This is a genomic window from Microbacterium sp. DT81.1, from assembly GCF_049844955.1.
Taxonomy (GTDB): Bacteria; Actinomycetota; Actinomycetes; order Actinomycetales; family Microbacteriaceae; genus Microbacterium.
In genome coordinates this window covers 214,745-240,149 of the sequence record NZ_JBNCMA010000008.1, presented here as the reverse complement: position 1 = coordinate 240,149, position 25,405 = coordinate 214,745, and the positions used below count along the sequence as shown (strand labels likewise).

Sequence of the window (25,405 nt, the reverse complement as noted above, 5' to 3'; positions counted from 1 at the left end):
GTCGAAGCACTCCGCTGCCTCAAGCGGCGTCTTGCCCGCATCGTCTTCAACGCCCTGACAGCGGACCAGCACCCCATCGAACACGCCGCGAATATCCCTCTCGCAGCCTGACACTTGACATAGGAGAAACCCATGAAGCACGACTCCGAAGACTTCGACCCGACGGCCGAGCCGATTCGGCCTCTTAGCCCCATCGAGGACTACGCGCTGATCGGAGACCTGCACACCGCCGCGCTCATCTCGCGCTCGGGGGCGATCGACTGGCTCTGCATGCCTCGATTCGATTCCCCAACGATGTTCGCCGCCCTGCTCGATTCGCCCGAGGCCGGTCACTGGACCCTGTCCCCCGCCAGCGATGTCATCCGCGTCGAGCGCGAATACCTGCCCGGCACATTTGTGCTGCGCACCGTTTGGCACACGAGCGACGGCGAGGCGGAGGTACTCGAATTCATGCCGCTGCACGACCGCCAGGCGAACCTCGTGCGCCGGGTGCGCGGCCTCCGGGGCCGGGTGCGCTTCGCCGAGGAGATCCGCATCCGCTTCGACTACGGAGCCGCGACGCCGTGGATGCGGCAAGTGCCGTATGGCGGCGGCAAGGCCCTGCTGGCCACCGCAGGTCCGGATGCCGTGCTGGTGCGCGGGCCCCGACGAAGCGCGAAAGACCTGCGACACGTGTCGGAGTTCGATGTCGCGGTTGGAGAGACGGTCGACCTCGCCATGACGTGGTATCCGTCCTACCGTCAACCTCCGGAGCCATTCGACGTCGACGATGCCCTCGAGCAGACCATCATGTGGTGGGAGGACTGGGCAGCACGGAGCAATCCGCCCTCGCCGTTCGACGAGCAGGTGCAGCGATCGCTGCTCGTGCTGCGCGCCCTGACTCACGAGGACACCGGCGGGATCGTGGCCGCCGCCACGACGAGTCTCCCCGAAGAGGAGGGCGGTGTCCGCAACTGGGACTACCGCTACGTGTGGCTTCGCGATGCCGCGCTCACCATCGAGGTTCTCATCACGCACGGCTACCGTGCCGAGGCGGAGGAGTGGCGGGGCTGGCTGCTCCGGGCGATCGCCGGCGATCCGGCGGACGTGCAGATCATGTACGGGATCGGAGGCGAGCGGCGCCTCCCAGAGTACGAGCTCCCCGAGCTGGCCGGCTACGGCGGCGCTTCGCCGGTCCGCATCGGCAACGCCGCCTACCTCCAGCGGCAGTGGGACATCTTCGGCGAGGTCATGGTCGCCCTGCACGGCGCCCGCACCGCCGGCCTCGAGGAGACGCGGGCTTCATGGCCGCTGCAGCGCGCGCTGCTGAGCTTCCTCGAGGAGAATTGGGAGGAGCCGGACTGCGGGATCTGGGAGATCCGCGGCGCGGAGCAGAAGTTCACCCACTCGCGCGCGATGGTGTGGGCCGCCTTCGACCGAGGTGTGCGCGGCATCGAGGAGTTCGACCTGCCGGGCGATCCGTCACGCTGGGCGGAACTGCGGGACCGGATCCGCGAGGAGATCCTTGCCCACGGCTACGACGAGAAGCGCAACACCTTCGTGCAGCACTACGGCGGGACGGCCGTGGATGCCTCGCTCCTCCAGCTCTCGCAGATCGGCTTCGTCGAAGCGGATGACCCGCGCATGCTGGGTACCGTCGCGGCGATCGAGGAAGATCTGATGCAGGACGGCCTCCTGCTGCGCTATCGCTCCGAGACGGGCGTCGACGGCCTCGCCGGCGGGGAGCATCCCTTCCTGGCGTGCTCCTTCTGGCTCGTCGAGCAGTACGCGGCCTCGGGCCTGATCGCCGAGGCGCGCGCGTTCATGGGCCGACTGGTCCGGCTCGTCAACGACGTGGGGCTGCTGAGCGAGGAGTACGACCCTGTTCGCAAGCGCCAGATGGGGAATGTCCCGCAGGCCTTGTCCCACCTCACCCTCGTCCGGGCGGCGGACGCTATCGCCGCGGCAGAGCGCGGCAGGGAAGACCGGCTGCCCTACGTGCGCGGAGAGTCCGAGGGCGAGCAGGCGGAGGTCACGGAGCAGCGGCCCGGCGGTGCGCCATCGTCGCCGCAGAAGCCTGACACGGGCGGAGACCGGGACCTCGGCGCCAAGCCCCGTCAGGCGAGGGCGGATGCCGAAGGCAGCACTCCGGCGGATGCCGAAGGCAGCACTCCGGCGGATGCCGCCGACAGCGATCCGCCGAGCGGTCAGGGCGGCTGAGCTACCAGCCCTCCGGTCCGGACGAGCCCGCCGGGTACTCCTCGAGCGGCACCTCGTCCTTCTTCCATGCCCGCAGCACCGGCCCCATGATCCGCCAGCACTCCTCAGCCATGTCCGCGCGCACCGAGAGCAGCGGGTCCCCATCCAGGATGCCGTGCAGCACCTGCCCGTACGGCAGCAGATCACCCGGCTCCTTCTTCGCCACGAGTGTGCTGCGCTCGAGGGTGAAGGGATCCCCGCTGCCGTTCATCGTCAGGTCGAGTTCGACCGCACCGGACTTCACGTCGAGCATGATCGAATCCGGCGCGGGGGCCCCGCCGAAGCCGGGAATCTCGGGCACCGGGCGCATGTGCACCCGCACCTGAGTCACCTTCTCGCCGAGCGCCTTGCCCGAGCGCAGCACGAACGGAACGCCGCGCCAGCGGGCGGTGTCGATCTCGACCGTCACCTGAGCCAGGGTCTCGGTCTTGAGCGCGGGGTCGACACCGGGTTCGTCGGCGTAGGAGGGCAGCGACCGGTCTCCGACCTTCCCCGCGGTGTAGCGTGCACGGCGGCTGTTCGCCACCGGGTCGTCGTCCCAGACGTGCGTCGCCCGAAGCACCTGTGCGGCGTTGGAGCGGAGCTCGACCTCGTTCAGCTTCGGCGGCTGCTCCATGGCGACGAGGGCCAGCACCTCGAGCAGGTGGCTCTGCAGCATGTCGATCAGAGCGCCGGCGTGGTCGTAGTAGCCGCCACGCCCCTCGAGGCCCAGGGTCTCGTCGTAGACGATCTCGACACGTTCGATGCGGCGACCGTTCCACACCGCCTCGAAGAGCTGGTTCGCGAACCGCAGTCCGAGGATGTTGAGCACCATCGACATGCCGAGGAAGTGATCGATGCGGAACACCTGCTCCTCCGGGACCAGCTGCGCGATCAGGCGGTTGAGTGCCCGCGCGGAGCGGAGGTCGGTGCCGAAGGGCTTCTCCAGCGCCAACCGGGTCCCCTCGGGCAGGTCCACCTGGCGCAGGGCGGCGCACACCGCGGCGGTGACCGCGGGCGGCAGGGCGAAGTAGATGATCGGCGTGTGGTCACAGGCAGCGATCAATACCTGCAGCCGCGCGACATCGGTCACGTCCGGCGTGACGATGTAGCGGGCGGACTCGAGGAAGCGGTCCGCATCCGCCGGGTCGGTGACCTGCCCGAAGCTGTCGCGGATGAGCTGCCGCCACTGTTCGTCGGTGCGCTCCTCCCTGGCCGCACCGAGAACCTGCACGTCGTAGTCGTGCACCGATAGCAGGCTCGCCAGACCGGGAAGCAGCAGGCGCTTGGTCAGGTCTCCGCCGGCGCCGAGGATCAGGATGCTCACGCTCTTGGTCACAGGACGAGCGTATGGTTCGCTTCCCCTCACCGCGGCCCCCTGGCGCGTGGCACCGCTCGGTGCTAAGCCCCCCGCACCCCACCGTGAGACGCTGCCTCCTCGAGGTCCTCGAGCTCTTTCTCCCACGCGTCGCGGGCGAGACGGTACCAGAGGTAGAAGGCGAAGCCGGCGAAGACCGCCCACTCCGCCGCGTAGAAGATGTTCAGCCAGTTGACGGGAGACGCCTCGGCGGGTGCCGGCGACGAGATGCTCTCCAGCCCGGCGAGCGGCTCGTCCGACGTGAGGTACGGCCGGTACACGTCGAGACCCTCGATGTCGTGCCAGCGCGCGAGCAGCGCCGCGGGTGACATCCGGGTCATCTCCTGCGGGTCGGCCCCGGGAGGCGGCAGCACCGGTCCCTCATCGGAGATCAGGCGCCCCGTCAGCTGGAGCGAGTCGCCGGATGCCGCGGCCTCGTCGAGCGCGGATGCCGCGGCATCCGCCTCTTCGCGAGTCGGCGTCCACCCGACCGCGACGGCGAGCGAGACGGGCTGTCCGGCGAGGCCGGTCGATTCCTCCGCCACCCTCAGCTGGCCCGTCACCCAGTACCCCTCTACGCCGTCGTTGAAGCGCGAGGAGACGACGGAGAAGTCACCCGGCACCCACGATCCCTGCACCTCGACCCGCTGGCCGACGCTCGGCTCCTCGAGATACGCCCCGGGTTGCACGACGTCGGCGATCGGGCGCACCTGCTCGGTTCTGCCCGCGGGCGGCGGGTCGGTGTCGATGGCGCGGGCCAGCTGCCACTGCCCCAGCCACGCGAAGACCCCCGCGACCACGAGGCAGAGCGCCAGCATGAGCAGCCACTGCCGCCGCAGCATGACCTCGCGCAGGGTCGGGGGGAAGACGGGGGACTCTGCTCGGCTCGCCGTCACGTCGGTGGTCACCGCGCGACGTACGGCGCCACCACGACGTCGACGCGCTGGAACTCCTTGAGGTCCGAGTACCCGGTGGTCGCCATCGACTTGCGAAGCGCGCCGACGAGGTTGGTGGTGCCATCCGCCACGGGGGCGGGTCCGTAGAGCACCTCTTCGAGGTTCGCGACCTGGTCGATCTTCACTCGACGACCGCGAGGCAGCTTCGGGTGGTGCGCCTCGGGTCCCCAGTGGTAGCCGCCGCCGGGAGCATCCGTCGCCCGGGCCAGTGCGACGCCGAGCATCACGGCATCCGCCCCCATCGCGAGCGCCTTCACCATGTCGCCGGACGTGCCGACTCCGCCGTCGGCGATGACGTGCACGTAGCGGCCGCCGGACTCGTCGAGGTAGTCGCGGCGCGCGCCGGCGACGTCGGCGACGGCGGTCGCCATCGGGGCATGGATGCCGAGGGTCGCGCGCGTCGTCGACGCCGCTCCCCCGCCGAAGCCGACGAGCACGCCGGCGGCACCGGTGCGCATGAGGTGCAGGGCGGCCGTGTACGTGGAGGCTCCGCCGACGATAACGGGCACGTCGAGGTCGTAGATGAACTTCTTGAGATTCAGCGGCGCGGCGACCGACGACACGTGCTCGGCCGACACCGTCGTCCCACGGATCACGAAGAGGTCGACACCGGCCTCGACGACGGTCTCATAGAGGTCCTGCGTGCGCTGCGGCGTGAGGGCGCCGGCGACGGTGACGCCCGCGGCACGGACCTCCGCGAGGCGCTGGGTCACGAGCTCGGGCTTGATCGGCTCGGCATAGAGCTGCTGCATCCGGCCCGTCGCCGCGCCATCGGGCAGCGACGCGATCTCGGCGAGCAGCGGCTCAGGGTCCTCGTAGCGGGTCCAGAGACCCTCGAGATCGAGCACGCCCAGGCCGCCGAGCTTGCCCAGCATGATCGCGGTCCGGGGGCTCACTACGGAGTCCATCGGGGCGCTCAGGATCGGGATGTCGAAGCCGAAGGCGTCGATGGACCAGGCGGTCGACACGTCCTCCGGGTTGCGGGTGCGCCGGGAGGGCACGACCGCGATGTCGTCGAATGTGTAGGCCCGGCGCGCGCGCTTTCCGCGCCCGAGCTCGATCTCCATGGTCACCCGTTCAGCCTACCCGTTGGGGCGGAGCCGCCCGGGAGCCGCGGGTCTCACCACGGTTCGTCGATACGCGGCGCCGCGTCGAGCACCATCTGGACGCTGATCGGGAAGCACTCGTTGAAGAGCTCCGTCATGCCGGCGTCCGAGCCGTACTCCTCGGTGAGTCTCAGCCCGATCATCGTGTTGATGAGCATGCCGGTCGCGAGGAACTTCTGCGCTTCCTCCGGCTCGAATCCGGCCTCGCGGAGGTAGTGCCACACCGAGGCGAAGCCCTCGCGGGCCGCCGGCCCGATCACCGGGTGCGCGCCGAGGAGGAACGCCTGGGAGAGCAGCTGGTGGAGCCCGCGAACCTCGAGCAGCCGGAGGTACGCCTGGCCCATCGTCTCCTTGCGCTCCTGCAGGTCGGCGGTCGCCTGGACGGCGCGGAAGGCGTCCATCAGGCGATCGATGCAGTATTCCAGCGCGGCGAGGAAGAGCTTCTCCTTCGTGCCGAACAGGCGCACGACGTAGGGCTGGCTGATGGATGCCGCACGCGCGACCTCGTCGGTGGTGCTTCCCACGTAGCCCCGGGCGCCGAAGACGGCGATGGCCGCCTCGATGATCTGGGTCCGTCGCTCCTCGGAGCTCATCCGGCGCGCGGGATCCGCTGTGACGACTTCTTCGGCGATGCTCTTGGTACTCACGCTTGACATGTTATCAGTCGATTACTACAGTCATCTTGATCTTAGTAATCATCCGATTACAAACGGCCCGGAAGGCTCCCCGTGACCCTCGACACCCTCGCGCCTGCGCGGCACCGACCCTTCGGGCTCGTCGTCGCCGCGGCCTCCCTGCCCATGTTCATGGCGACACTCGACAATCTCGTGATGACGAACGCCCTCCCCGTGCTGCACACGGAACTGGGAGCGGAGGTGGAGGAGCTGCAGTGGTTCATGAACGCGTACACGCTCGCGTTCGCGGGCGCCATCCTCATCGCCTCGGCGCTCGGCGACCGCTTCGGGCGCCGGACGGTCTTCCTGATCGGCATAGCGATCTTCGGGGTCGGCTCCGTCTTCGCAGCCCTGAGCACGGACCCCGCTCAGCTCATCGCGGCGCGGGCGCTGCAGGGCTTCGGCGCGGCGGGTGTGCTGCCGCTCTCCCTCGCCCTCATCTCCGGTGGGGTCGCTCCTGAGCGCCGGCCGCTCGCGATCGGCATCTGGGGAGGGGTGTCCGGTCTCGGGGTCGCGGTCGGCCCGCTCGTCGGCGGCGCCATCATGGAGGGCTGGAACTGGCAGGCGATCTTCTGGCTGAATGTCCCCGTTGCCATCATCGCCATCCCCCTGGCTCTCTTCGCGCTGAACAACGACTTCGGGGCGCGGGTGCGCATCGATGTGGTCGGCGGTCTGCTCGCGGGGCTCGGTGTGCTGGCGCTCGTGCACGGCATCGTGCGCGGCAACGACGACGGCTGGGGATCGCCGGATGTCGTGGGGGAACTCGCGCTCGGAGCGGCCCTCATTGCCGCCTTCCTCGTGTGGCAGGCTCGCGTCGGCGCGCCGCTGGTGCCGCTCCGGCTCTTCCGCGACCGGTCGTTCTCGGTCACGAACATGGTGGGGTTCGCCTTCAGCTTCGGGACGTTCGGCTCGATCTTCATCCTGATCCAGTTCCTGCAGGTGGTGCAGGGCGCGTCGCCGTTCGAGGCGGCCGTGCAGACCATGCCGTGGACCCTCGCACCCATGGTGGTGGCGCCGCTCGCCGGCATCTTCGGACCGCGGATCGGCACCAGGGCGCTCATGGTGACCGGGCTGTTCCTGCAGGGCGCCGCGCTGTTCTGGCTCGGCGTCACGATGTCGGCCGACATCCCGTACGCGCAGCTCGTGGCGCCGTTCATCCTCGCGGGCGTCGGCATGGGGCTCGTGTTCGCACCGTCCGCGACCGCATTGCTGGCGACCCTCGGGCTCCTCGATCACGCCAAGGCGTCGGGCGTCAACTCAACGGTGCGAGAGATCGGCATCGCTCTCGGCACCGCGGTCATGACGGCGATCTTCGTCGGTGCCGGCGGTGAGCTGCGCCCCGACCTCTACGTGGAAGCGGCGCAGCCGGCCATCCTCACCGGCGCGGCCGTGCTGTTCGCCGCGATGGTCATCGCGCTCCGGCTTCCGGCCGGCCGCTCATCGACGGTCGCTCCTGCCGAAGAGGAGCGCGAGCTTCTCGCCGTCTGACCCCCGCGCCCTTGCCGGCGACTCCTCCCGTCCCTTCGCCGGCGCCCCTTCGCCGGCGAGGGGACGCAATGTGACCGCATCCCGGGCATGTTCGCGCATATTGCGTCCCTTCCGCAGCTCCCGGGAAGTGAGGGCGCCCCTGGCTCCGGGCCAAGGCTGGGAAGATCGGGGGATGAGCGAACGCGTCCCCTTCGTGGTCGTCGGCGGAGGAGTGATGGGGCTGGCGACAGCCTGGGCGCTGACGCGGCGCGGTGAGCGACCGCTGGTCCTCGAGCAGTTCGCGCGCGGCCACACCCACGGCGCGTCGCACGGCGCGACACGCAACTTCAACAACGCGTACGCCGATGAGCACTACCTCGATCTCCTCGCGCTCGCCCGGGACGGATGGGACGCGCTCGGCGCACCCGGCGGTGAGCCCGTGCTGCGACTGCACGGGCTCGTCTCGCACGGCGACGGCGCCGCACTCGGAGGTACAGGCGCCGGGCTGATCGAGATCCACGACCAGCTGCGGCACCGTGGCATCCCCGCCGAGCTGCTCGACGGCGCCGAGCCGTCGCGCCGCTGGCCGGGCATGAGGTTCGAGGACACCGCCCTCTTCTCCGCGGATGCCGGTGTGGCCCGCGCATCCGCCGCTCTGCAGCAGATGGAGCGGCGCATCGTCGAGGGCGACGGCGAGGTCCGCTGGCAGACTCCGGTACTGCGCTTCGAACAGCATGCCGACGGTGTCATCGTTCACACCCCCGCGGGCACGGTCCTCGCCGACATCGTGATCGTCACGGTCGGAGCCTGGACGAGTTCGGTGCTGGACGGCATTCCCCTCCCGCGGCTGCGGGTGACGGAGGAGAGCCCGGCCCACTTCACGCCGCGCGATCCGGCGCACGCCTGGCCGTCGTTCAACCACTTCGTCGCGCCGGGCTCATGGCCGGCCAACGTCTATGGCATGCCGACGCCCGGCGAAGGCGTCAAGGTCGGCTTCCACTCCGTCGGCGACGTCGTCGATCCGGATGCGCGGCCGTTCCGGATGGACAAGCATGCGGAGGCTCTTGCCCGGTACGTGCGCGAATGGATGCCCGGGCTCGATGCGGACACCGCCTCTCCTATCAGCTGCACCTACACATCGACGCCGGACGAGGCGTTCGTGCTCGATCGCGTGGGCCGGATCGTGGTCGGCGCCGGATTCTCTGGTCAGGGCTTCAAGTTCGCACCGGGTGTCGGCACGGTGCTGGCCGGGCTCGCCCTCGATCCCGATGCGCGCGCAGCGCAAGCGTTCCGGCTGCGCTGACGGGTGCCATGGCAGCCCGGGACGCCCCGTGGGACAATCGGGGCGGGAGGCATCCATGTCACTCAGGGGGTTGTTCCGTCGCGCCGGCGCCCGGATGGGGGTGTGGTCCTATCGCCGCACGAAGGGGCGCGCGATGACCAGCCGCTCGGCGCCGAGGGTCCTCCTCCTCACTACTCCCGGGCGCCGCTCGGGCGAGCCGCGCTCGACATGCGTCGCGTTCCTGGAGAGCGATGGGGGCTACATCGTGTGGGGAACCGCCTCGGGCGCGCGGCGAGATCCGCACTGGTTCCGCAACCTTCGCGCGGCCGGCCGGACCGAGGTGCAGGTACTGGGGCGGACCTTCCCCGCAACGGTGCACGAGTACGTCGGCGCGCAGCGCGATGCGGTCTGGAACGACCTCATAACGGCGCGCGTGCCGTCCGTTCGTCGCTATGCCAGGAAGGCGGCACGCACGATCCCCGTCGCGATCCTGCGACCGGTCCCCGATTCGAACGATCAGTCCGGCACGTGACACGACGTCCCTCAGTCCGCGAAGGGACCCGATCTGCGGGCATCCAGAGCCGGATCGCGCAGATTGCGTCCCTTCGGCAACTTGGTGGTCGGGGGCTCGCAGCCGGGATCAACGGATGCGCGCGACGCGCTTCTCGTCCCACACCGGTTCGTTCGACTCGTACACGCCCCCGTCCGCGCCGAAGACGAGGAACCGGTCGAACGAGCGGGCGAACCAGCGGTCGTGGGTGACGGCGAGCACCGTGCCCTCGAACCGGCCGAGGGCATCCTCGAGCGCCTCGGCCGAGGCCAGGTCGAGGTTGTCGGTGGGCTCGTCGAGCAGGAGCAGGGTCGTGCCGGACAGCTCGAGCAGCAGGATCTGGAACCGCGCCTGCTGCCCGCCCGACAACGTCTCGAACGTCTGCAGCGCCTGCGCCACCAGCCCGTATCGATCCAGCGCGGAGCTCGCGGCCTCACGCGGCATGCCCGGCCGATTGTCGTCGCCGCGGTGCAGCAGTTCGAGAAGCGTGCGGCCGACGAACTCCGGATGCCGGTGCGTCTGCGCGAACCACCCGGGAACGACGCGGGCGCCGAGGATGGCGCGGCCGGTGTGCGCCACCGGCTCGAGATCGGCGCCGGTCGAGGTGAGATGACCGAGGCGTCCGTCCGGATCTGTGCCGCCTCGGGCGAGCAGCCGCAGGAAGTGCGACTTGCCGGACCCGTTCGACCCGAGCACCGCGATGCGATCGCCGAACCAGACCTCGAGGTCGAACGGCCGCATCAGCCCGGTCAGCTCGAGCGCCTCGGCGACGACCGCCCGCTTCCCCGTGCGCGCGCCGCGCAGCCGCAGCTGAAGGTCCTGAACCTGCGGCCTCTCCTCGGGCGGCCCGGCGGCCTCGAACCGCGCGAGCCGGGTCTGCGCGGCGCGGTAGCGGGACGCGAACTCGTCGCTCGCCGTGGCCTTGACCTTCATCGCGGCGACGAGCGCCTTGATCTTGGCGTGCTCCTCGTCCCACCGGCGGCGAAGCTCGTCGAGGCGGTCCATCCGCGCCTCACGGGCCGCGTGATAGGTGGCGAAGCCTCCCCCGTGCACCCAGGCGGTGCTGCCGGCGGCGCCCGTCTCGAGGGTCACGATGCGGTCGGCGCCACGAGCCAGCAGCTCCCGATCGTGGGAGACGAGCAGCACGGTCTTCTGCGTCGCTTTCAGCTGCTGCTCCAGCCATCGTTTGCCCGGCACGTCGAGGTAGTTGTCCGGTTCGTCCAGCAGCAGCACCTCGTCGGGCCCCCGCAGCAGCGCCTCGAGCACGAGCCGCTTCTGCTCGCCCCCGGACAGAGTCGTCAGCTCGCGGAACCGCGCCCGCTCGAAGGGCACGCCGAGGGCGGCGACCGTGCACTGATCCCAGACCGTCTCGTGCTCGTAGCCGCCGGCATCCGCGTAATCGGCGAGGGCGCTCGCGTATCGCAGCTGTGCCTCGAGGTCATCGCGCTCGATGATCCCCTCCTCCGCCGCCTCGAGCTCGCGTGCCGCGTCGCGGATCCGTCGTGGCGCCACGTCGATGAGGAGTTCGTGCACGGTGGCGCCGGCGGACCAGTGGCCGACGAACTGGTCCATCACGCCGAGCCCGCCGCCGATGGCGACCGTGCCGGCGTGTGGAGACTCATCGCCGCGGATGATGCGCAGCAGCGTCGTCTTGCCCGCGCCGTTGGCGCCGATCAGGGCCGTCGTCGATCCTTCGCCCACGCGGAAGGACACCTCGTCGAGCAGCGGCCGGCCGTCGGGCAGACCGAACGATACGCCGGTGATGTCGATGTAGGGCATGCCGATCCTGACCGCGGCCGCGTCGCCGCAGCATCCGTCGACGGGAACCGTCGGCCCGCCGACGGCGAGCCGATCAGCCTATCCCAGGCGGCGTGGTCGTGCCCGGGCTCAGGCCGCGGAGTACCGGCCGGATGCGATCGCCCGAGCCCGCGCCTTGGCGGCCTCTTCCTCCCGGTTCTTCGGCGGCGCCACCGCGACGAGGTCATCGAGCAGGTGCTGGGTGATGTGCGCGATCTCGTGCACTGCCCGGTCGAACGCCTCCTGGTTGGCCTTCGACGGCTTGGTCGTGCCCGCGATCTTGCGGACGTACTGCAGAGCGGCCGCATGCACCTCGTCGGAGCTCGCGGCCGGCTCGAAGTTGTGGAGTGTATGGATGTTCCGGCACATGCCCTCCACGGTACGCCGCCCCTCCCGCACGAGGGAAGGAAGCGATCACGAGCCCTTGCCCCGCAGAGCCCGGGTCAGGACGCCGTCGAACAGGAACACGGTGAAGGCGATGGAACCGATCCAGGGAGCGAGCACGAGCACGACGACCGCGAGCAGAAGCGCGCTGAGCGCGCCGCGGCCGTAACCCACGGCATCCGCCTCGGAGAGGTCGGGCATCATCTGCTCGCGGTGCCGAACGGCCCACCACCATTGCAGCCAGCTGAACAGGATCGCGAAGAAGAAGTTCAGCGGCAGCAGAAGACGACCCGCCAGGAAGTCGGAGTACTCCGTCACCATCCCCGTGCTGAACGGCACGAGCACGATGAACAGCAGCCGGGCGTTGTTGAGCCAGATCATCGTGCTGTCCACCCGCACGATGTGCTCGAACTGCCGCACGTGCGTCAGCCAGAGCAGGCACAGCAGTGCGAAGCTCAGCGCGAAATTGAGGAACAGCATCCACTCGTCGGCGAGGCCCGACCAGAGCTCGGCGTCCGAGGACACCTTCCCCATCCCGTGCGTCGTGAGATCGAGCACCAGCAGCGTCGACGCGATCGCGAAGACGCCGTCGGTGAACGCCTCCGTGCGCGTCGTCGAGAGCGATGCCGATGGATGCCGCGGACGGATCATGCGGCCAGGCTAACGGGCGCCGGTCGGATGCCGCGTCAGCGCTTGTAGTTGGGCGCTTCCACGACGATCTGCACGTCGTGGGGGTGCGATTCCTTGAGCCCGGCCGCGGTGATCCGCACGAAACGGCCCTTGGCCTTCAGCTCGTCGATCGTGCGTGCTCCGACGTAGAACATCGACTGCCGCAGGCCGCCGACGAGCTGGTACGCCACCGCGGACACCGGACCGCGGTATGCGACCTGACCCTCGATGCCCTCCGGGATGAGCTTGTCGTCGGAGGGTACGTCGGACTGGAAGTAGCGGTCCTTCGAATACGAGGTCTTCTTGCCGCGCGTCTGCAGTGCGCCGAGCGATCCCATGCCCCGGTACTGCTTGAACTGCTTGCCGCCCTGGAAGACGATCTCACCGGGCGACTCGTCGGTGCCGGCGAGCAGCGATCCGAGCATCACGGAGTCGGCTCCGGCGACGAGCGCCTTGGCGATGTCGCCGGAGTACTGCAGCCCGCCGTCCGCGATCACCGGGATGCCGGCGGCACGCGCGGCGATGGATGCCTCGTACACCGCCGTGACCTGCGGCACACCGACGCCCGCGACCACGCGGGTCGTGCAGATGGAACCGGGTCCGACGCCCACCTTGACGGCATCCACCCCCGCGTCGATCAGCGCCTGCGCGCCCTCGCGGGTCGCGACGTTGCCGCCGACGATGTCGATGTGCTCGAAGGAGGGGTCTGCCTTGAGTCGGCGGACGATGTCGATGACGCCCGCGGACTGGCCGTTCGCGGTGTCGACCACGAGCACGTCGACGCCCGCGTCGCGCAGAGCCTCGGCCCGCTCCCATGCGTCGCCGAAGAAGCCGATCGCCGCGCCGACGCGCAGCCGGCCCTGATCGTCCTTGGTGGCGAGGGGGTACTTCTCGCTCTTGTCGAAGTCCTTGACCGTGATCAGGCCGGCGAGCCTGCCGTCCTCGTCGATGAGGGGCAGCTTCTCGACGCGGTGCTTCGCGAAGATCGCGATGACGTCGTTGGCGCCGATGCCGACGGGCGCGGTGACGAGGCCCTCGCTCGTCATGACGTCCTTGACCAGGGTGGTGGAGCGCTCGAAGCCGGAGACGAAGCGCATGTCGCGGTTGGTGACGATGCCGACCAGACGTCCATCCTCGTCGACGACGGGCAGTCCGGAGATGCGGAACTGAGCGCACAGCGCCTCGACCTCGTCGATGGAAGCATCCGGAGTGGTCGTGATGGGGTTCGAGATCATGCCCGACTCGCTGCGCTTCACCCGGTCGACCTGCGACGCCTGCTCCTGGATCGACAGATTGCGATGCAGGATGCCGAGGCCGCCCTCGCGCGCGATGGCGATGGCCATCCGCGCCTCGGTGACGGTGTCCATGGCGCTCGAGAGGAGCGGCGTCGCGACGGTGATGCGGCGCGTCACGCGCGAGGAGGTGTCGGCCTCGCTCGGGATGACATCGGTGTGCCCCGGGAGCAGGAGGACGTCGTCGTAGGTGAGTCCGACGAAGCCGAACGGATCGGGTTGCTCCATGCTGATTCCTTCTCGCGGGTCGCGCGCGTCAGGGTAAGGGCTTCAGCGGAGCCGCGGGGCGAGTCCGCTGTATAGAAGTCTAAGCGCGGGTGCCCCTCGCTCATTCCCGGGAGCCGGGACACACGGCTTTCTCACGTTTGCGCACCGGTTGGCGGACGGCATGCGCTCGAAACGCGGCCGACACACTACGCTCATAAAGTCTCCCTCACGGCCGATGCGAGACCCGCGCTCGGTCGTGGCATCTCAACTGGAGGTTTCGTGGGATCCCATACCCCTCTCGCCGCATCATCGCCGGGGCGACTCTCCCGGCTGATCGCTGCGTTCCTACTCGTACTCGCCGCACTGATGGGCGTCGGCGTGCTGACAGCCGCGCCCGCAAGCGCGGCCGAAGACGATCCCTACCGCATCAGCGGCAACGTCCAGCTGGATGGGGAGCCCCTGCAAGGAGTCATCCTCGTGATCGACGGCCCCGGCGGTGAGCAGGAGGTCGAGACCGACGAGAACGGCCAGTGGCGCGTCGGCGTTCCCGAGCGCAACGAGGACTACACCGTCACGCTCGACGAGGAGTCGCTCCCGGAGGGCATCGCCGTCGTCGAAGAGGGGGATGACACCCCGAACGTGAAGGAAGTCACGGTGGGAGCCGGTGGCCGGGTGACGGTGAACTTCTTCATCGGCGAGGGCGTGCGCAACGTCACCAGCTTCTTCGACCAGTTCGTACAGCGAATCGTGACAGGAGTGAGCTTCGGCCTCATGCTCGCGCTCGCGGCCGTCGGGCTCTCGCTGGTGTTCGGCACGACGGGGATCTCGAACTTCGCTCACGGCGAGATGGTGACCTTCGGCGCGATAGCGGCCCTGCTGCTGGTGGGCCCGGCATCGCTCGCCCTTCCCCTCTGGATCGGCTTTCCGGTGGCGGTGATCCTGAGCGCGCTCCTAGGCCTCGTGCTCGACGTGATCCTGTGGCGACCGCTCAGGCGAAAAGGCGTCGGGGCCGTGCAGCTCATGATCGTGAGCATCGGCCTCTCGCTCGCTCTGCGCTACACGTTCCAGTTCTTCATCGGCGGCGGCACGAGCCAGTTGCCGTTCGCCTCGGCCGCCAAGATCCCCCTGTTCGGTGTCGTGCAGCTCAGTGTCATCGACATGGTCTCGCTCGCGATCTCGATCATCGTCATCGTCGCGTTCGCGCTCTGGCTGCTCTACTCGCGCATCGGAAAGGCGACACGTGCCATTTCCGACAATTCGTCGCTCGCCGCCGCGTCGGGCATCGACGTGGACTTCGTCGTTCGCGTCGTATGGGTGCTCGCCGGCGCGATGGCCGGCCTCTCCGGCATCCTCTACGCGTACTTCCGGCCCGGGATCAAGTGGGATATGGGCGCTGAGGTTCTGCTGCTCATGTTCGCCGCCGTGACCCTCGGCGGCCTCGGAACGGCGTTCGGCGCTCTGATCGGGTCCCTCATCGTCGGGGTCCTCGTCGAGGTCTCCAGCCTCTGGATCCCCGCGGATCTGCGGTATGCGAGCGCCTTGTTCATTCTGATCGTCATCCTGTTGTTCCGGCCACAGGGCATCCTCGGTCGCCGCGAGAGAATAGGTTAGGCGCAACATGGACTGGCTTCAGATCCTCTCCAACACCGCATCGTCGATCATCAGCCCGGCGACGATCGGGTTCGCACTCGCCGCTCTCGGTCTCGCTGTGCACTTCGGCTACACCGGCCTGATCAACATGGGCATCGCGGGCTTCATGGCCATCGGCGCCTACGGCTACGCCATCTCTGTGCTGTCGTTCGGCCTGGAATGGTGGCTCGCCGCCCTCATCGGTCTCGTGGCATCGGCCGTGTTCGCGTTGATCCTCGGCATTCCGACACTGCGCCTTCGCGGCGATTACCTGGCCATCGTCACGATCGCCGCCGCCGAAGTCGTGCGCCTGCTGTTCCTCACCAGTGCCTTCGACGAGGTCACCGGGTCCGCCGACGGCCTCAGCGGGTATCACCAGAGCTTCCGGGCCTCGAACCCGATTCCCGACGGCACCTACGGATTCGGCCCGTGGACGTACAACGAGACGGGCTGGTGGGTGCGGATCACCGGTCTGATCACCCTCGCCTTCGCGGCGCTCGTCGTCTGGATGCTGATGCGCAGCCCCTGGGGCCGCTCTCTGAAGGGCATCCGCGAGGACGAGGACGCGGTGCGGGCCCTCGGCAAGAACGTCTACGCCTACAAGATGCAGTCGCTCGTGCTCGGCGGCGTGCTCGCCGGCGCCGGAGGTATCGTCTACGCGCTCCCCTCCGCCGTCAGCCCGGGCATCTACGTGACGTCCCTGACATTCTTCGTGTGGACGGCTCTGCTGCTGGGCGGTGCCGCGACGGTCTTCGGACCGCTCCTCGGATCGCTCATCTTCTGGGCGCTGCAGACGTTCCTGAGCAACTTCCTGCCGGCGCTCGTGCAGGCGGGGTTCCTGCCGTTCATGACCGCCATCCAGGCAGGCACACTGCGCTTCATCCTCGTGGGTGTCGCCCTCATGCTGCTCGTCATCTTCATGCCTCAGGGCCTGCTCGGAAACAGGAAGGAGCTGACCTTTGTCAAGTGACGGCTCACCCCAGGAGGGCGCTCCGGTGGAGCGTCGCATGACGGCGCCGGTCGAGCGCCCCAAGGCCACCGGCCTGCACGTCGGCGACGCGGTTCCCGGAGTCGCCAAGGTCGACCCGATCATCATCGCCGACAACGTCAGCCGCTCGTTCGGCGGCGTCAACGCGGTCGACGTGGAGCACCTCGAGATCCCGCGCGGGGTCATCACGGCGCTCATCGGACCGAACGGCGCCGGGAAGACCACACTCTTCAATCTGCTCACCGGCTTCGACAAGCCCAACACGGGCACGTGGACGTTCGACGGCAAGTCCCTCTCGGGCGTCCCTGCATACAGGGTCGCCCGCCTCGGGCAGGTGCGCACATTCCAGCTCACGAAGGCCCTCGGCCTGCTCACGGTGCTCGAGAACATGAAGCTCGGGGCCACCGGTCAGCGGGGTGAGAACTTCTTCGTGAGCATGATCCCGGCGCTCTGGCGCAAGCAGGATAAGGAGATCGAGGAGCGGGCGATGGGCCTGCTCGCGAAGTTCAAGCTGGACACCAAGGCGAACGACTTCGCGGCGAGCCTCTCCGGGGGCCAGCGCAAGCTGCTCGAGATGGCCCGCGCGCTCATGACGCAGCCCAAGCTCGTCATGCTCGATGAGCCCATGGCCGGCGTCAATCCGGCCCTGACGCAGTCGCTGCTCGACCACATCCTCGACCTCAAGGAAGAGGGGATGACGGTGCTCTTCGTCGAGCACGACATGCACATGGTGCGCCACATCGCCGACTGGGTGGTCGTCATGGCGGAGGGCCGCGTGGTCGCCGAGGGCGATCCGTACACCGTCATGCGCAACCCCGCAGTCATCGACGCCTACCTCGGTGCCCACCAGGAGCTCGACCTCGGAGTGGTCACCGGACGCATCTCCGTCGTCGATGCCGATCCGACGACGGATGCCGCGGCTTCGCAGGCGGTCAGCGCCGAAGACATCGAGGCCGCCGGCCTCGCAGAACTCGACCAAGGGGAACAGAAGTGAGCACCGACGTCACGACCGCCACCCCCGTCGTCTTCATCGACGACGTGCATGCGGGCTACCTGCCGGGAGTGAACATCCTGAACGGCTGCTCGCTCGTCGCTCATCAGGGCGAGCTCATCGGCATCATCGGCCCCAACGGCGCCGGCAAGTCGACACTGCTGAAGGCGATCTTCGGGCAGGTGAACGTCCGCAGCGGCACGATCAGCCTCCAGGGCGAAGACATCACCGGCCTGAAGGCGAACAAGCTGGTCGGCCGTGGGGTCGGGTTCATACCTCAGACGAACAACGTGTTCCCCAGCCTGACGATCGAAGAGAACCTGCAGATGGGCCTCTACCAGAACCCGTCGGCCTACAAGGAACGCCTGGAGTTCGTCACCGGAATCTTCTCCGAACTCGGCAAGAGGCTCAAGCAGCGCGCCGGCTCCCTTTCCGGCGGTGAGCGCCAGATGGTGGCGATGAGCAGGGCCCTGATGATGGACCCCAAGGTGCTGCTGCTGGATGAGCCGTCGGCGGGACTCTCACCGGTCCGTCAAGACGAAGCCTTCATCCGCGTCTCCGAGATCAACAAGGCCGGAGTGACCTGCATCATGGTGGAGCAGAACGCCCGCCGCTGCCTGCAGATCTGCGACCGCGGCTATGTGCTCGATCAGGGCCGGGACGCCTACACCGGAACGGGCCGCGAGCTGCTGCACGACCCGAAGGTGACCGAGCTGTACCTCGGAACACTCGGCACCTAGGCGCAGGCCCGCAGTTCTGGAAGAGGAGGGGTGGATGCCGCGGCATCCACCCCTCGTCGTGCCCCGTGCCGTCCGACCAGAGGTGCATCCGTCTTCGTGATCTCCCGGGGTCCCTCGATGCCGGCCGCACGAAGAAGCGGCCCCGATCCAGAGGATCGGGGCCGCTTCCCTGGGAGTGCTGCTCAGCCCTCGTAGGCGACGTAGGTGTTGTCGTCCTGGTACTCGTAGATGCCGATCGACGCCTCGGTCGGGTCGCCGACCTCGTCGAAGGTGATCGGACCGGAGATACCGTCGTAGTCGGCCGTGCCGCCTCCCACGATGATCGCTGCGCAGTCGGCGTACGTCTCGCACTTCTCGCCGTCGCCGGATCCGCCGGAGACTTCCTGCAGCTTTCCGGCGATCGCCTCGCCCTCGGTGGAGCCGGCCGCAAGTGCGCCCAGCGCGAGGAGGATGGTGGCGTCGTAGGATTCAGCCGCGTAGCTGTAGTCCGTGAGCGCCGGGGTGCCCTCCTCCTCAAGGAAGGCGTCGAGCTCATCGGTGAACTCACCGAGGGTGTCGATCGTCAGGCCCGGAAGGGTGCCCTTGGAACCCGTGAGGGAGCCCTCGGGGAACTGTCCCGGTTCGAAGTTCTTCAGGTTTCCGTCGACGAAGTAGAACTTGTCGGCGGGGAACTGACCGATGAGGCTCGGCAGGATGGTCACGACCTCGTCGAACGTGATCAGCGCGATCGCATCCGGAGCGGCGGCGAGCACCTCGCTGATCTGCGCGTCGAAGCTCGTGTCACCCGTGTTGTACGTCGGGGCCGCGACGACCTCGCCGCCGGCGGCCTCGAAGGCCTCGGTGACGTACTTCGCGAGTCCGGTTCCGTACGAGTCGTTCAGCACGATCATGCCGAGCGTCTGGTTGCCGTCCTCGGCGATCAGGTTGCCGAGCACCTCGCCCTGAAGCACGTCGGACGGCGCGGTGCGGAAGTACAGCCCGTTGTCGTCATAGGTGGTGAACGCGTCAGAGGTGTTGGCCGGCGAGAACTGGATGACGCCCGCACCGACGACCTGGTCGATGAACTGCAACGACGTGCTCGAGGATGCCGCACCGATGATGGCCGACACACCCTCACCCAGCAGACGCGGGATCTCGGTCTCGTAGGCCTTGTTGTCGGTGTTGCCCGAGTCGCCGAAGACGACCTCGAGCTCGAGCCCGGTGTCGGCCGTCGCCGCGTTGATCTGCGACTGCGCGTAGGCGACGCCCGCTTCCTCCGGCGGGCCGAGGAAGGCCAGGTTGCCGGTCTGGGGCAGTGCCGTTCCGATGGTCAGGGCGAGATCCTCGACGGGACCTGCCGATTCGGTCGGCTCGCTTGCCTCGCCGCCGCCGCCGCTCGTGCAGCCGGCGAGGACCAGTACGCTGACGCCGGCGATCGCAATGCCGCCGAGTGCCGCGCGTACGCGCGAGCGTGAGGCAGTGCCTCGGGAAAAGACGCTCATAGTGCTCCTTGCTGTGAATGAACGCGGGCGCGGCTCGGGCGCCGACCCAATGAGGTTTACCCTAACCTCGCGCCGGGCTCCCGAGTGTTGCGTCTCGTTAACGATGTGTAACGCGACTGAATCGTTACTTTTCCGCAACGCACCGGCGCATCTCAAGTGATCGCGGCCACATCCGAGACGCCCCGCGCCCGGCGTGCGAACACGACCGAATCCACGGTCAGCACGGTGAGCGCGAGCCACACCAGCCCGAAGCCGACCCACCGCTCGGGCGGCATCGGCTCACCCAGCAGCCACACGCCGATCACGAACTGCAGGATGGGCGCCACGAACTGCAGCAGGCCGATCAGCACGAGGGGCGCGCGGCGGGCACCCGCGGCGAAGAAGAGCAGCGGCGTGGCCGTGAACACTCCGGCGAGCGAGAGCAGCACCGCGTGCCATGGGCCGGCCGCGCCGAGCGTGATCCCTGTCGTGGCGCCGACCACGATCAGCTGGACGATCGCGATCGGCAGGAGCCAGAACGATTCCAGGGTGAGGCCGCTCACCGCGTCGACGGCGGGTCCGATCTGCTTCTTGACGAGCCCGTAGAGCCCGAACGACACCGCCAGGCTGAGGGAGATCCAGGGGAAGGTGCCGTATCCCAGCACGATGACGAGAACGGCGAGCGCCGCGACGCCGATCGCGATCCACTGCGTGAGCCGCAGGCGCTCTCGAAGCACGAGCACGCCGAGCAGCACCGTCACGATGGGATTGATGAAGTAGCCGAGGCTCGTCTCGAGCACATGGCCGGTGAGCGTGCCGATCAGGAAGACCTGCCAGTTGACGTAGATCAGCATGCCCGCGACAGCGGTCCAGAACAGCAGGCGGCGCTGCCGGACGATGTCGCGGAATCGCCGCCACGATCGCAGCACCGCGATCAGCACGATGCAGAACAGCAGGGAGAAGACGATGCGCCATGCAACGATCTCCCACGGGCCCGTGGGGCTGAGCGTCAGGAAGTACAGGGGCAGGAAGCCCCAGAGGAAATACGCGCAGAAGGCGTATACGCCGCCGAGGATGCGCTCCCGGGCGGGGTCGGGACGGGCGGCTGACACTCGTCCAGCCTATGCCGCGCGCCGACGCGGGCGACGCGAACCGCATGCCGGCCGGCATCCGTTCTCTGCCATTCGGCCCCGCGTTCTGTCCGATGCGCCCGCGCGTTGGCCGCCCGGCCGGGACACGCAGAAGGGCCCAGATGCCGAAGCATCCGGGCCCTTCATCGCTCTGGGCGTGATCAGCGGACGACGACCGCCAGCACGTCACGGGCCGAGAGCACGAGGAACTCATCGGCGCCGAACTTGACCTCGGTGCCCCCGTACTTGCTGTAGATCACGCGGTCGCCGACGGCGACGTCCAGCGGAACTCGGTTGCCGTTGTCATCGATGCGGCCGGGGCCCACGGCCACGACCTCGCCCTCCTGGGGCTTCTCCTTGGCGGTGTCGGGGATGACCAGGCCACTTGCGGTGGTCTGCTCTGCCTCGATCTGCTTGATGACGATGCGGTCTTCGAGCGGCTTGATGGAAACCGACACGGTCTACCTCTTCTTTCTAACGCTTCTGAACACGGAAGACTTGTTAGCACCCTCACCCCGAGAGTGCTAACGCCAGTCTAGGCAAGCGCTGGCACTCATGCAACGCGAGTGCCAGTCGAGACCCGATCGCCGGAAAAGACGACCGTAGGCTGAGGGTGTGGAGATGGCCGAACTCACCGCGCTGCTCACGCCCGAAGGGCTGCGCCTGCTGGATCAGGCCTGGTCGACGGCGGATGTCGCGCACGAGGTGTCGCGGCTGCGCGCGGCCGGGCATTCCCCCCAACTCGTGTCGGCGGTCGTCGGCCAGGCGCGACTGCGGGCGAGGGCCCGGCTCAAGTTCGGGGACTTCGCCGACCGGATGCTCTTCACCTCGGCCGGCCTGGAGCAGGCGACCCGGCTGCCGGTCGCGGCGATGCACGCGCGCCGCTTCCGCGACGCCGGCATCACGAGGGTCGCCGATCTCGGCAGCGGCATCGGGGGCGATGCCCTGGCATTCTGCGGCGTCGGCATCGACGTGCTGGCCGTCGACGCCGACGAGGTCACCGCCGCGATGGCCGCCTACAACCTCGCACCCTTCCGGCCGGGGACGGAGGTGCGGCACGCGAGGGCGGAGGACGTCGATCTGGAGGCGTGGGACGGGGTGTGGCTCGACCCGGCGCGGCGGACGGCGGGGCATACCGACACGACCCGGCTCACGCGCAGCGAGGACTACTCGCCCCCTGTGGAGTGGGCGTTCGGACTGGCCGCGAGCCGGCCGCTCGGCATGAAGCTCGGACCCGGTTTCGACCGGTCCCGCATTCCGGTCGACGCGGAGGCGCAGTGGGTCAGCGTCGACGGCTCCGTCGTCGAGCTCGCGCTGTGGTTCGGATCCCTCGCGCGGCCCGGTATCCGCCGAGCGGCGCTCGTGATCCGGGGCGACAGCGCCACAGAGCTGACCGCGGCGGATGACGCGCCCGACGTCGAAGCGCGAGAGCTCGGGGAGTACATCCATGAACCCGACGGCTCCGTCATCCGCGCCCGCCTCATCGGCGAGGTCGGGCGGGCGCTCGAGGCGGGCATGCTCTCGCCCGGTATCGCTTATCTGACCGGAGATGCGGCCGTGACGAGCCCGTTCGTGTCCACCTTCCGGGTGCGGGAGGTGCTGCCGAATGATCTGAAGGCGCTCGGCAAGGCGCTCCGCTCGCGGGAGATCGGGACCCTGGAGATCAAGAAGAGGGGCGTGGATGTCGATCCGGCCGTGCTGCGGAAGCGCCTGTCGCTGCGCGGGCCCGCGCGCGGGACGCTCATCCTCACCCGTATCGGCGACCGCCGGCTGACGGTGCTCGCCGACCGAGTGGCTCGCTGACGGCGAGAGGCGTCAGCTGAAGAGCCTCAGCTGCGCGGCCGCCCACAGCATCCAGCCGGCGCTGTAGACGAGGCCCAGGATGCCGAGCACCAGCGCCCAGGTCGCAACGGGGCGGCTCTCGAGGGGTCGGCGGAGCGCGAGCGCCGCGAGCACGATGCCGACGACGGAGATGGGGAAACCCCATCCGACGAAGAACGAGGAGATCAGCCCGGTCAGCGAGAATCCGAGCCCCCAGGCCCCGAGGCCGCGGTGCGGAGCGATCGGCGGCGTGACCATCCACTGCGGGAACGGCGCGGTGGGATCGGGTTCGTCGTGCGAGGCGGTGACGGCATCCACCGGGCCGGTCGGCAGCCGGGAGAACGACGCGGAGGGCACGCCGGGGACGCGTGCCTCCGGTCGGGCGGCGTGGTCGAGATCGACATCCGGCGTGGGCGGCTCCTGTGGAACGGGCCGCTCACCCCCCCAATTCGTGCCACTGCCGTTCATGGCTGAGCCGCTCATGCCGGCACCGCCTCGTCGACCTGGATCTGCGTCACGGGCAAGGTGGAATCGGCGCCGAAGCCGAGGCTCGAGGGCGCGCGGCCGGCCATGATGAGCTCCGACGCGAGGGCGGCGATCATCGCGCCGTTGTCGGTGCAGAGCGACAGAGGGGGAATGCGGACCGTCACGCCCGCAGCATCCGCCCTCTCGAGCGCCACGTCGCGGAGTCGCCTGTTCGCGATGACCCCGCCGCCGAGCAGCAGCCGGGGCACCTCGTAGCGGGCGCACGCGTCGAGGGCCTTGGTGACGAGCACGTCGACGACCGACTCGCGGAAGCTGGCCGCGACGTCGGCGACGGGAATCTCCGCACCCTCCGGCTGCTGCTCGACCCAGCGTGCCACCGCGGTCTTCAGACCGGAGAACGAGAAGTCATACCGGTGCTTGTCCATGTCCGAGGCACGTGAGAGGCCGCGGGGGAAGCGGATCGAGGCGGGGTCTCCGGATGCCGCGGCCCGGTCGATCTGGGGGCCACCAGGGTAGGGCAGCCCCAGCAGCCGCGCGACCTTGTCGAACGCCTCGCCCGCGGCGTCGTCCACGGTCTCGCCCAGCAGTTCGACGTCACTGGTCAGGTCGCGGACAAGGAGCAGCGACGTGTGCCCTCCGGAGACGAGGAGGGCGACGGTCGGGTACTCCAGGGGCGGCGCCTCGGCGTCGAGGATGTCGGCCGCGATGTGCCCGACGAGGTGGTTGACGGCGTAGAGCGGCTTGCCGAGCGCCACCGCGAGAGCCTTCGCGGCCCCGATGCCGACCATGAGCGCGCCGGCCAGACCGGGCCCGCTGGTGACCGCGACCGCATCGAGGTCGCTCAGCGCCACGCGCGCCTCGGCGAGCGCCGCCTCGATGGCCGGCTGCAGGGCCTCGAGGTGTGCGCGTGCAGCGACCTCCGGGACGACCCCGCCGTAGCGCGCGTGCTCGTCCATGCTGCTCGCGATCGTGTTGCTGAGCAGCGTGCGCCCTCGGACGATGCCGATGCCGGTCTCGTCGCAGCTCGTCTCGATGCCCAGGACGAGGGGTTCGCGGTTCAGGTGCATGGTCTCCTTCGCACGCGGGGCCCGCGCCGCGGCCCATGCCGGCAGATCGAGCTTCATCACGACCGCATCCACGTCGTCGGGCTGGTAGTAGCGCGGGCGACGCCCGACCTCCGTGAAGCCCTCGGATGCGTACAGCGCCTGGGCAACCGGATTGTCGGCGCGCACCTCGAGGAAGAGGTCGCGGGCGCCGCGCGCCGACGCCTCTGCGATCAGCGTGCGCAGCAGTCGGCGACCCTGGCCGCGGCCACGGGCGGACTCGGCGAGCGCGATGGTCTGGATGTCGGCATCCGCAGCCCCGCGTGGAGCGCGAAGACCGGCATACCCGACGATGCGCCCGGCCGTCTCGAGGACGATGTAGTGCCCGTGCGGACTCCGGAGCTCCTCCCGCATCATGGCCGGCGACCAGGCGTCGGTGGGGAACGAGGCGTTCTCGATCGCCATGATGGGCTCGAGGTCGGCGGGTGTCGCGAGTCGGATGCTCATGTGCCCACCCGCTTGGGTGCGTGACCGATCGTCACGTCGGGGGCGCGCAGGTAGAGGGGCTCGGATGTCGGCAGGCTCCTCTGCGACGTGACCGCCCGGGCCGCGAGCAGGCCCAGCCCTGACGGGTCGATCGAGGTCACGACCTGCAGGGAATCCCCCTCGAGCGTGAGCCCGTCGACGACGACGTCGGTGCCCGCCGCGCGAAGCTGCGGACCCTCCAGCTTGTGGGGCATCCCGTCGTCGTCGACTCCGTCGTAGATGCTGACGGCCATCTCGCGCCGCCGGGCGTCCGTGACGACGGCGAACGGCGTGCGACGGATGTTGCGCTCGGCACCCGTCGTCGCGGCAAGGGCCGCCGCGTCGTGGCTGGCGACGGGGATCATGGGCACTCCCCTGGCGAGCGCGAAGACACGGGCGGCGGCGATGCCGATGCGCAGCCCGGTGAATGGACCGGGGCCCATGCCGGCGACGACATGAGTGATGTCGGCGGGCGCCGCGGATGCCTCGGCCAGCGCGCGCTCGAGCAGCAGGCCGATGGCCTCGGCGTGTCCGAGTCGCGTTTCGCTCACGGCCGCGCCGCGCACGACGCCGTTCGGCTCGACCACGACGACGGTCGATCCGATCGAGGTGTCGACGGCAAGGATCACCCTTC

General features: G+C 69.1%; 23 protein-coding genes and 1 pseudogene. 9 read left to right on the top strand and 15 right to left on the bottom strand.

Annotated features, from left to right (window positions below; all coding sequences use genetic code 11):
* The first annotated feature begins 132 nt into the window (after positions 1 to 132).
* Positions 133 to 2,199 (top strand): glycoside hydrolase family 15 protein, encoded by a 2,067-nt coding sequence (locus tag ACLQ2Q_RS20300; protein WP_425823298.1) that lies wholly within the window; start codon positions 133 to 135, stop codon positions 2,197 to 2,199.
* A gap of 1 nt (position 2,200) precedes the next feature.
* Here the strand turns inward: ACLQ2Q_RS20300 and ACLQ2Q_RS20295 are convergent, their stop codons facing one another.
* The 4 genes from ACLQ2Q_RS20295 to ACLQ2Q_RS20280 form a co-directional block, all read right to left on the bottom strand.
* Positions 2,201 to 3,556: a glucose-6-phosphate dehydrogenase gene (locus ACLQ2Q_RS20295; RefSeq protein WP_425823296.1), complete on the bottom strand. Its 1,356-nt coding sequence runs from the start codon at positions 3,554 to 3,556 to the stop codon at positions 2,201 to 2,203.
* 62 nt (positions 3,557 to 3,618) lie between these two features.
* Positions 3,619 to 4,416, bottom strand: a complete 798-nt coding sequence (locus ACLQ2Q_RS20290; protein ID WP_425823317.1) for an SURF1 family protein — start codon at positions 4,414 to 4,416, stop codon at positions 3,619 to 3,621.
* 62 nt (positions 4,417 to 4,478) lie between these two features.
* Complete coding sequence (locus tag ACLQ2Q_RS20285) at positions 4,479 to 5,597, bottom strand: GuaB3 family IMP dehydrogenase-related protein (RefSeq protein WP_425823315.1); 1,119 nt, start codon at positions 5,595 to 5,597, stop codon at positions 4,479 to 4,481.
* A gap of 53 nt (positions 5,598 to 5,650) precedes the next feature.
* Positions 5,651 to 6,283 carry a TetR/AcrR family transcriptional regulator gene (locus ACLQ2Q_RS20280; protein ID WP_425823293.1) on the bottom strand — a complete coding sequence of 211 codons (633 nt, stop codon included), beginning with the start codon at positions 6,281 to 6,283 and terminating at the stop codon, positions 5,651 to 5,653.
* An 81-nt stretch (positions 6,284 to 6,364) separates the two neighbouring features.
* On the opposite strand from ACLQ2Q_RS20280, the gene ACLQ2Q_RS20275 reads away from it, so the two are divergent.
* From ACLQ2Q_RS20275 to ACLQ2Q_RS20265, 3 genes are all read left to right on the top strand, one after another.
* Positions 6,365 to 7,798, top strand: a complete 1,434-nt coding sequence (locus ACLQ2Q_RS20275) for an MFS transporter (protein ID WP_425823291.1) — start codon at positions 6,365 to 6,367, stop codon at positions 7,796 to 7,798.
* 172 nt (positions 7,799 to 7,970) lie between these two features.
* Positions 7,971 to 9,080, top strand: a complete 1,110-nt coding sequence (locus tag ACLQ2Q_RS20270; RefSeq protein WP_425823289.1) for an FAD-dependent oxidoreductase — start codon at positions 7,971 to 7,973, stop codon at positions 9,078 to 9,080.
* Positions 9,046 to 9,591, top strand: a complete 546-nt coding sequence (locus ACLQ2Q_RS20265; protein WP_425823287.1) for a nitroreductase/quinone reductase family protein — start codon at positions 9,046 to 9,048, stop codon at positions 9,589 to 9,591. Before ACLQ2Q_RS20270 ends, ACLQ2Q_RS20265 begins: the two co-directional genes overlap by 35 nt.
* 108 nt (positions 9,592 to 9,699) lie before the next feature.
* On the opposite strand, the gene ACLQ2Q_RS20260 is transcribed toward ACLQ2Q_RS20265, so the two are convergent.
* From ACLQ2Q_RS20260 to guaB, 4 genes are all read right to left on the bottom strand, one after another.
* Positions 9,700 to 11,388 (bottom strand): ABC-F family ATP-binding cassette domain-containing protein, encoded by a 1,689-nt coding sequence (locus ACLQ2Q_RS20260; RefSeq protein ID WP_425823285.1) that lies wholly within the window; start codon positions 11,386 to 11,388, stop codon positions 9,700 to 9,702.
* 108 nt (positions 11,389 to 11,496) lie between these two features.
* Positions 11,497 to 11,775 (bottom strand): DUF2277 domain-containing protein, encoded by a 279-nt coding sequence (locus ACLQ2Q_RS20255; protein WP_425823283.1) that lies wholly within the window; start codon positions 11,773 to 11,775, stop codon positions 11,497 to 11,499.
* A 45-nt stretch (positions 11,776 to 11,820) separates the two neighbouring features.
* Positions 11,821 to 12,441: a TMEM175 family protein gene (locus ACLQ2Q_RS20250; RefSeq protein WP_425823281.1), complete on the bottom strand. Its 621-nt coding sequence runs from the start codon at positions 12,439 to 12,441 to the stop codon at positions 11,821 to 11,823.
* Between the two features lie 35 nt (positions 12,442 to 12,476).
* Positions 12,477 to 13,979 (bottom strand): IMP dehydrogenase, encoded by a 1,503-nt coding sequence (gene guaB / locus ACLQ2Q_RS20245; RefSeq protein ID WP_425823279.1) that lies wholly within the window; start codon positions 13,977 to 13,979, stop codon positions 12,477 to 12,479.
* A gap of 345 nt (positions 13,980 to 14,324) precedes the next feature.
* Here guaB and ACLQ2Q_RS20240 point away from each other — a divergent pair, with 345 nt between their 5' ends.
* Genes ACLQ2Q_RS20240 through ACLQ2Q_RS20225 form a run of 4 tightly spaced genes read left to right on the top strand, consistent with a single transcriptional unit; the run spans position 14,325 to position 18,306 of the window.
* The gene (locus ACLQ2Q_RS20240; protein ID WP_425823313.1) at positions 14,325 to 15,569 is read left to right on the top strand and encodes an ABC transporter permease subunit; all 1,245 of its coding nucleotides are present in this window, start codon (positions 14,325 to 14,327) and stop codon (positions 15,567 to 15,569) included.
* A 7-nt stretch (positions 15,570 to 15,576) separates the two neighbouring features.
* Positions 15,577 to 16,557, top strand: coding sequence for a branched-chain amino acid ABC transporter permease (locus ACLQ2Q_RS20235; protein WP_425823277.1), 981 nt, complete (start codon positions 15,577 to 15,579; stop codon positions 16,555 to 16,557).
* Between the two features lie 37 nt (positions 16,558 to 16,594).
* The gene (locus tag ACLQ2Q_RS20230; RefSeq protein ID WP_425823275.1) at positions 16,595 to 17,569 is read left to right on the top strand and encodes an ABC transporter ATP-binding protein; all 975 of its coding nucleotides are present in this window, start codon (positions 16,595 to 16,597) and stop codon (positions 17,567 to 17,569) included.
* A complete protein-coding gene (locus ACLQ2Q_RS20225) occupies positions 17,566 to 18,306 on the top strand; it encodes an ABC transporter ATP-binding protein (protein ID WP_425823273.1) in 741 nt (246 codons plus the stop codon). Before ACLQ2Q_RS20230 ends, ACLQ2Q_RS20225 begins: the two co-directional genes overlap by 4 nt.
* Positions 18,307 to 18,488: 182 nt before the next feature.
* On the opposite strand, the gene ACLQ2Q_RS20220 is transcribed toward ACLQ2Q_RS20225, so the two are convergent.
* The 3 genes from ACLQ2Q_RS20220 to groES form a co-directional block, all read right to left on the bottom strand.
* Positions 18,489 to 19,787, bottom strand: a complete 1,299-nt coding sequence (locus tag ACLQ2Q_RS20220) for an ABC transporter substrate-binding protein (protein WP_425823271.1) — start codon at positions 19,785 to 19,787, stop codon at positions 18,489 to 18,491.
* Positions 19,788 to 19,939: 152 nt separating this feature from the next.
* Complete coding sequence (rarD, locus tag ACLQ2Q_RS20215; RefSeq protein WP_425823269.1) at positions 19,940 to 20,878, bottom strand: EamA family transporter RarD; 939 nt, start codon at positions 20,876 to 20,878, stop codon at positions 19,940 to 19,942.
* A gap of 179 nt (positions 20,879 to 21,057) precedes the next feature.
* On the bottom strand, positions 21,058 to 21,354 hold the full coding sequence (groES, locus tag ACLQ2Q_RS20210) for a co-chaperone GroES (protein WP_425823267.1): 297 nt from the start codon (positions 21,352 to 21,354) through the stop codon (positions 21,058 to 21,060).
* A gap of 157 nt (positions 21,355 to 21,511) precedes the next feature.
* Between groES and ACLQ2Q_RS20205 the strand changes: the two genes are divergently transcribed.
* Positions 21,512 to 22,699, top strand: a complete 1,188-nt coding sequence (locus tag ACLQ2Q_RS20205) for a class I SAM-dependent methyltransferase (protein WP_425823265.1) — start codon at positions 21,512 to 21,514, stop codon at positions 22,697 to 22,699.
* Between the two features lie 12 nt (positions 22,700 to 22,711).
* Here ACLQ2Q_RS20205 and ACLQ2Q_RS20200 read toward each other — a convergent pair whose 3' ends face one another.
* From ACLQ2Q_RS20200 to tsaB, 4 genes and pseudogenes are all read right to left on the bottom strand, one after another.
* Positions 22,712 to 23,200 carry a hypothetical protein gene (locus tag ACLQ2Q_RS20200; protein ID WP_425823263.1) on the bottom strand — a complete coding sequence of 163 codons (489 nt, stop codon included), beginning with the start codon at positions 23,198 to 23,200 and terminating at the stop codon, positions 22,712 to 22,714.
* The gene (gene tsaD, locus ACLQ2Q_RS20195; protein WP_425823311.1) at positions 23,197 to 24,270 is read right to left on the bottom strand and encodes a tRNA (adenosine(37)-N6)-threonylcarbamoyltransferase complex transferase subunit TsaD; all 1,074 of its coding nucleotides are present in this window, start codon (positions 24,268 to 24,270) and stop codon (positions 23,197 to 23,199) included. Before tsaD ends, ACLQ2Q_RS20200 begins: the two co-directional genes overlap by 4 nt.
* Before the next feature lie 66 nt (positions 24,271 to 24,336).
* Positions 24,337 to 24,753, bottom strand: a pseudogene (rimI, locus tag ACLQ2Q_RS20190) (ribosomal protein S18-alanine N-acetyltransferase); the annotation flags it as partial.
* Positions 24,750 to 25,400: a tRNA (adenosine(37)-N6)-threonylcarbamoyltransferase complex dimerization subunit type 1 TsaB gene (tsaB, locus tag ACLQ2Q_RS20185; RefSeq protein ID WP_425823261.1), complete on the bottom strand. Its 651-nt coding sequence runs from the start codon at positions 25,398 to 25,400 to the stop codon at positions 24,750 to 24,752. The pseudogene rimI and the gene tsaB, both read right to left, overlap by 4 nt.
* Positions 25,401 to 25,405 lie beyond the last annotated feature (5 nt).

Excerpts from the sequence above, each read along its gene's own strand:
- ACLQ2Q_RS20300 (WP_425823298.1), top strand. The coding sequence starts at position 133 with ATGAAGCACGACTCCGAAGACTTCGACCCGACGGCCGAGCCGATTCGG.
- ACLQ2Q_RS20290 (WP_425823317.1), bottom strand. The coding sequence starts at position 4,416 with ATGCTGCGGCGGCAGTGGCTGCTCATGCTGGCGCTCTGCCTCGTGGTC.
- ACLQ2Q_RS20285 (WP_425823315.1), bottom strand. The coding sequence starts at position 5,597 with ATGGAGATCGAGCTCGGGCGCGGAAAGCGCGCGCGCCGGGCCTACACA.
- ACLQ2Q_RS20270 (WP_425823289.1), top strand. The coding sequence starts at position 7,971 with ATGAGCGAACGCGTCCCCTTCGTGGTCGTCGGCGGAGGAGTGATGGGG.
- ACLQ2Q_RS20265 (WP_425823287.1), top strand. The coding sequence starts at position 9,046 with ATGCGCGCGCAGCGCAAGCGTTCCGGCTGCGCTGACGGGTGCCATGGC.
- ACLQ2Q_RS20260 (WP_425823285.1), bottom strand. The coding sequence starts at position 11,388 with ATGCCCTACATCGACATCACCGGCGTATCGTTCGGTCTGCCCGACGGC.
- ACLQ2Q_RS20255 (WP_425823283.1), bottom strand. The coding sequence starts at position 11,775 with ATGTGCCGGAACATCCATACACTCCACAACTTCGAGCCGGCCGCGAGC.
- ACLQ2Q_RS20250 (WP_425823281.1), bottom strand. The coding sequence starts at position 12,441 with ATGATCCGTCCGCGGCATCCATCGGCATCGCTCTCGACGACGCGCACG.
- guaB (WP_425823279.1), bottom strand. The coding sequence starts at position 13,979 with ATGGAGCAACCCGATCCGTTCGGCTTCGTCGGACTCACCTACGACGAC.
- ACLQ2Q_RS20240 (WP_425823313.1), top strand. The coding sequence starts at position 14,325 with ATGGGCGTCGGCGTGCTGACAGCCGCGCCCGCAAGCGCGGCCGAAGAC.
- ACLQ2Q_RS20235 (WP_425823277.1), top strand. The coding sequence starts at position 15,577 with ATGGACTGGCTTCAGATCCTCTCCAACACCGCATCGTCGATCATCAGC.
- ACLQ2Q_RS20230 (WP_425823275.1), top strand. The coding sequence starts at position 16,595 with ATGACGGCGCCGGTCGAGCGCCCCAAGGCCACCGGCCTGCACGTCGGC.
- ACLQ2Q_RS20220 (WP_425823271.1), bottom strand. The coding sequence starts at position 19,787 with ATGAGCGTCTTTTCCCGAGGCACTGCCTCACGCTCGCGCGTACGCGCG.
- ACLQ2Q_RS20200 (WP_425823263.1), bottom strand. The coding sequence starts at position 23,200 with ATGAGCGGCTCAGCCATGAACGGCAGTGGCACGAATTGGGGGGGTGAG.
- tsaD (WP_425823311.1), bottom strand. The coding sequence starts at position 24,270 with ATGCACCTGAACCGCGAACCCCTCGTCCTGGGCATCGAGACGAGCTGC.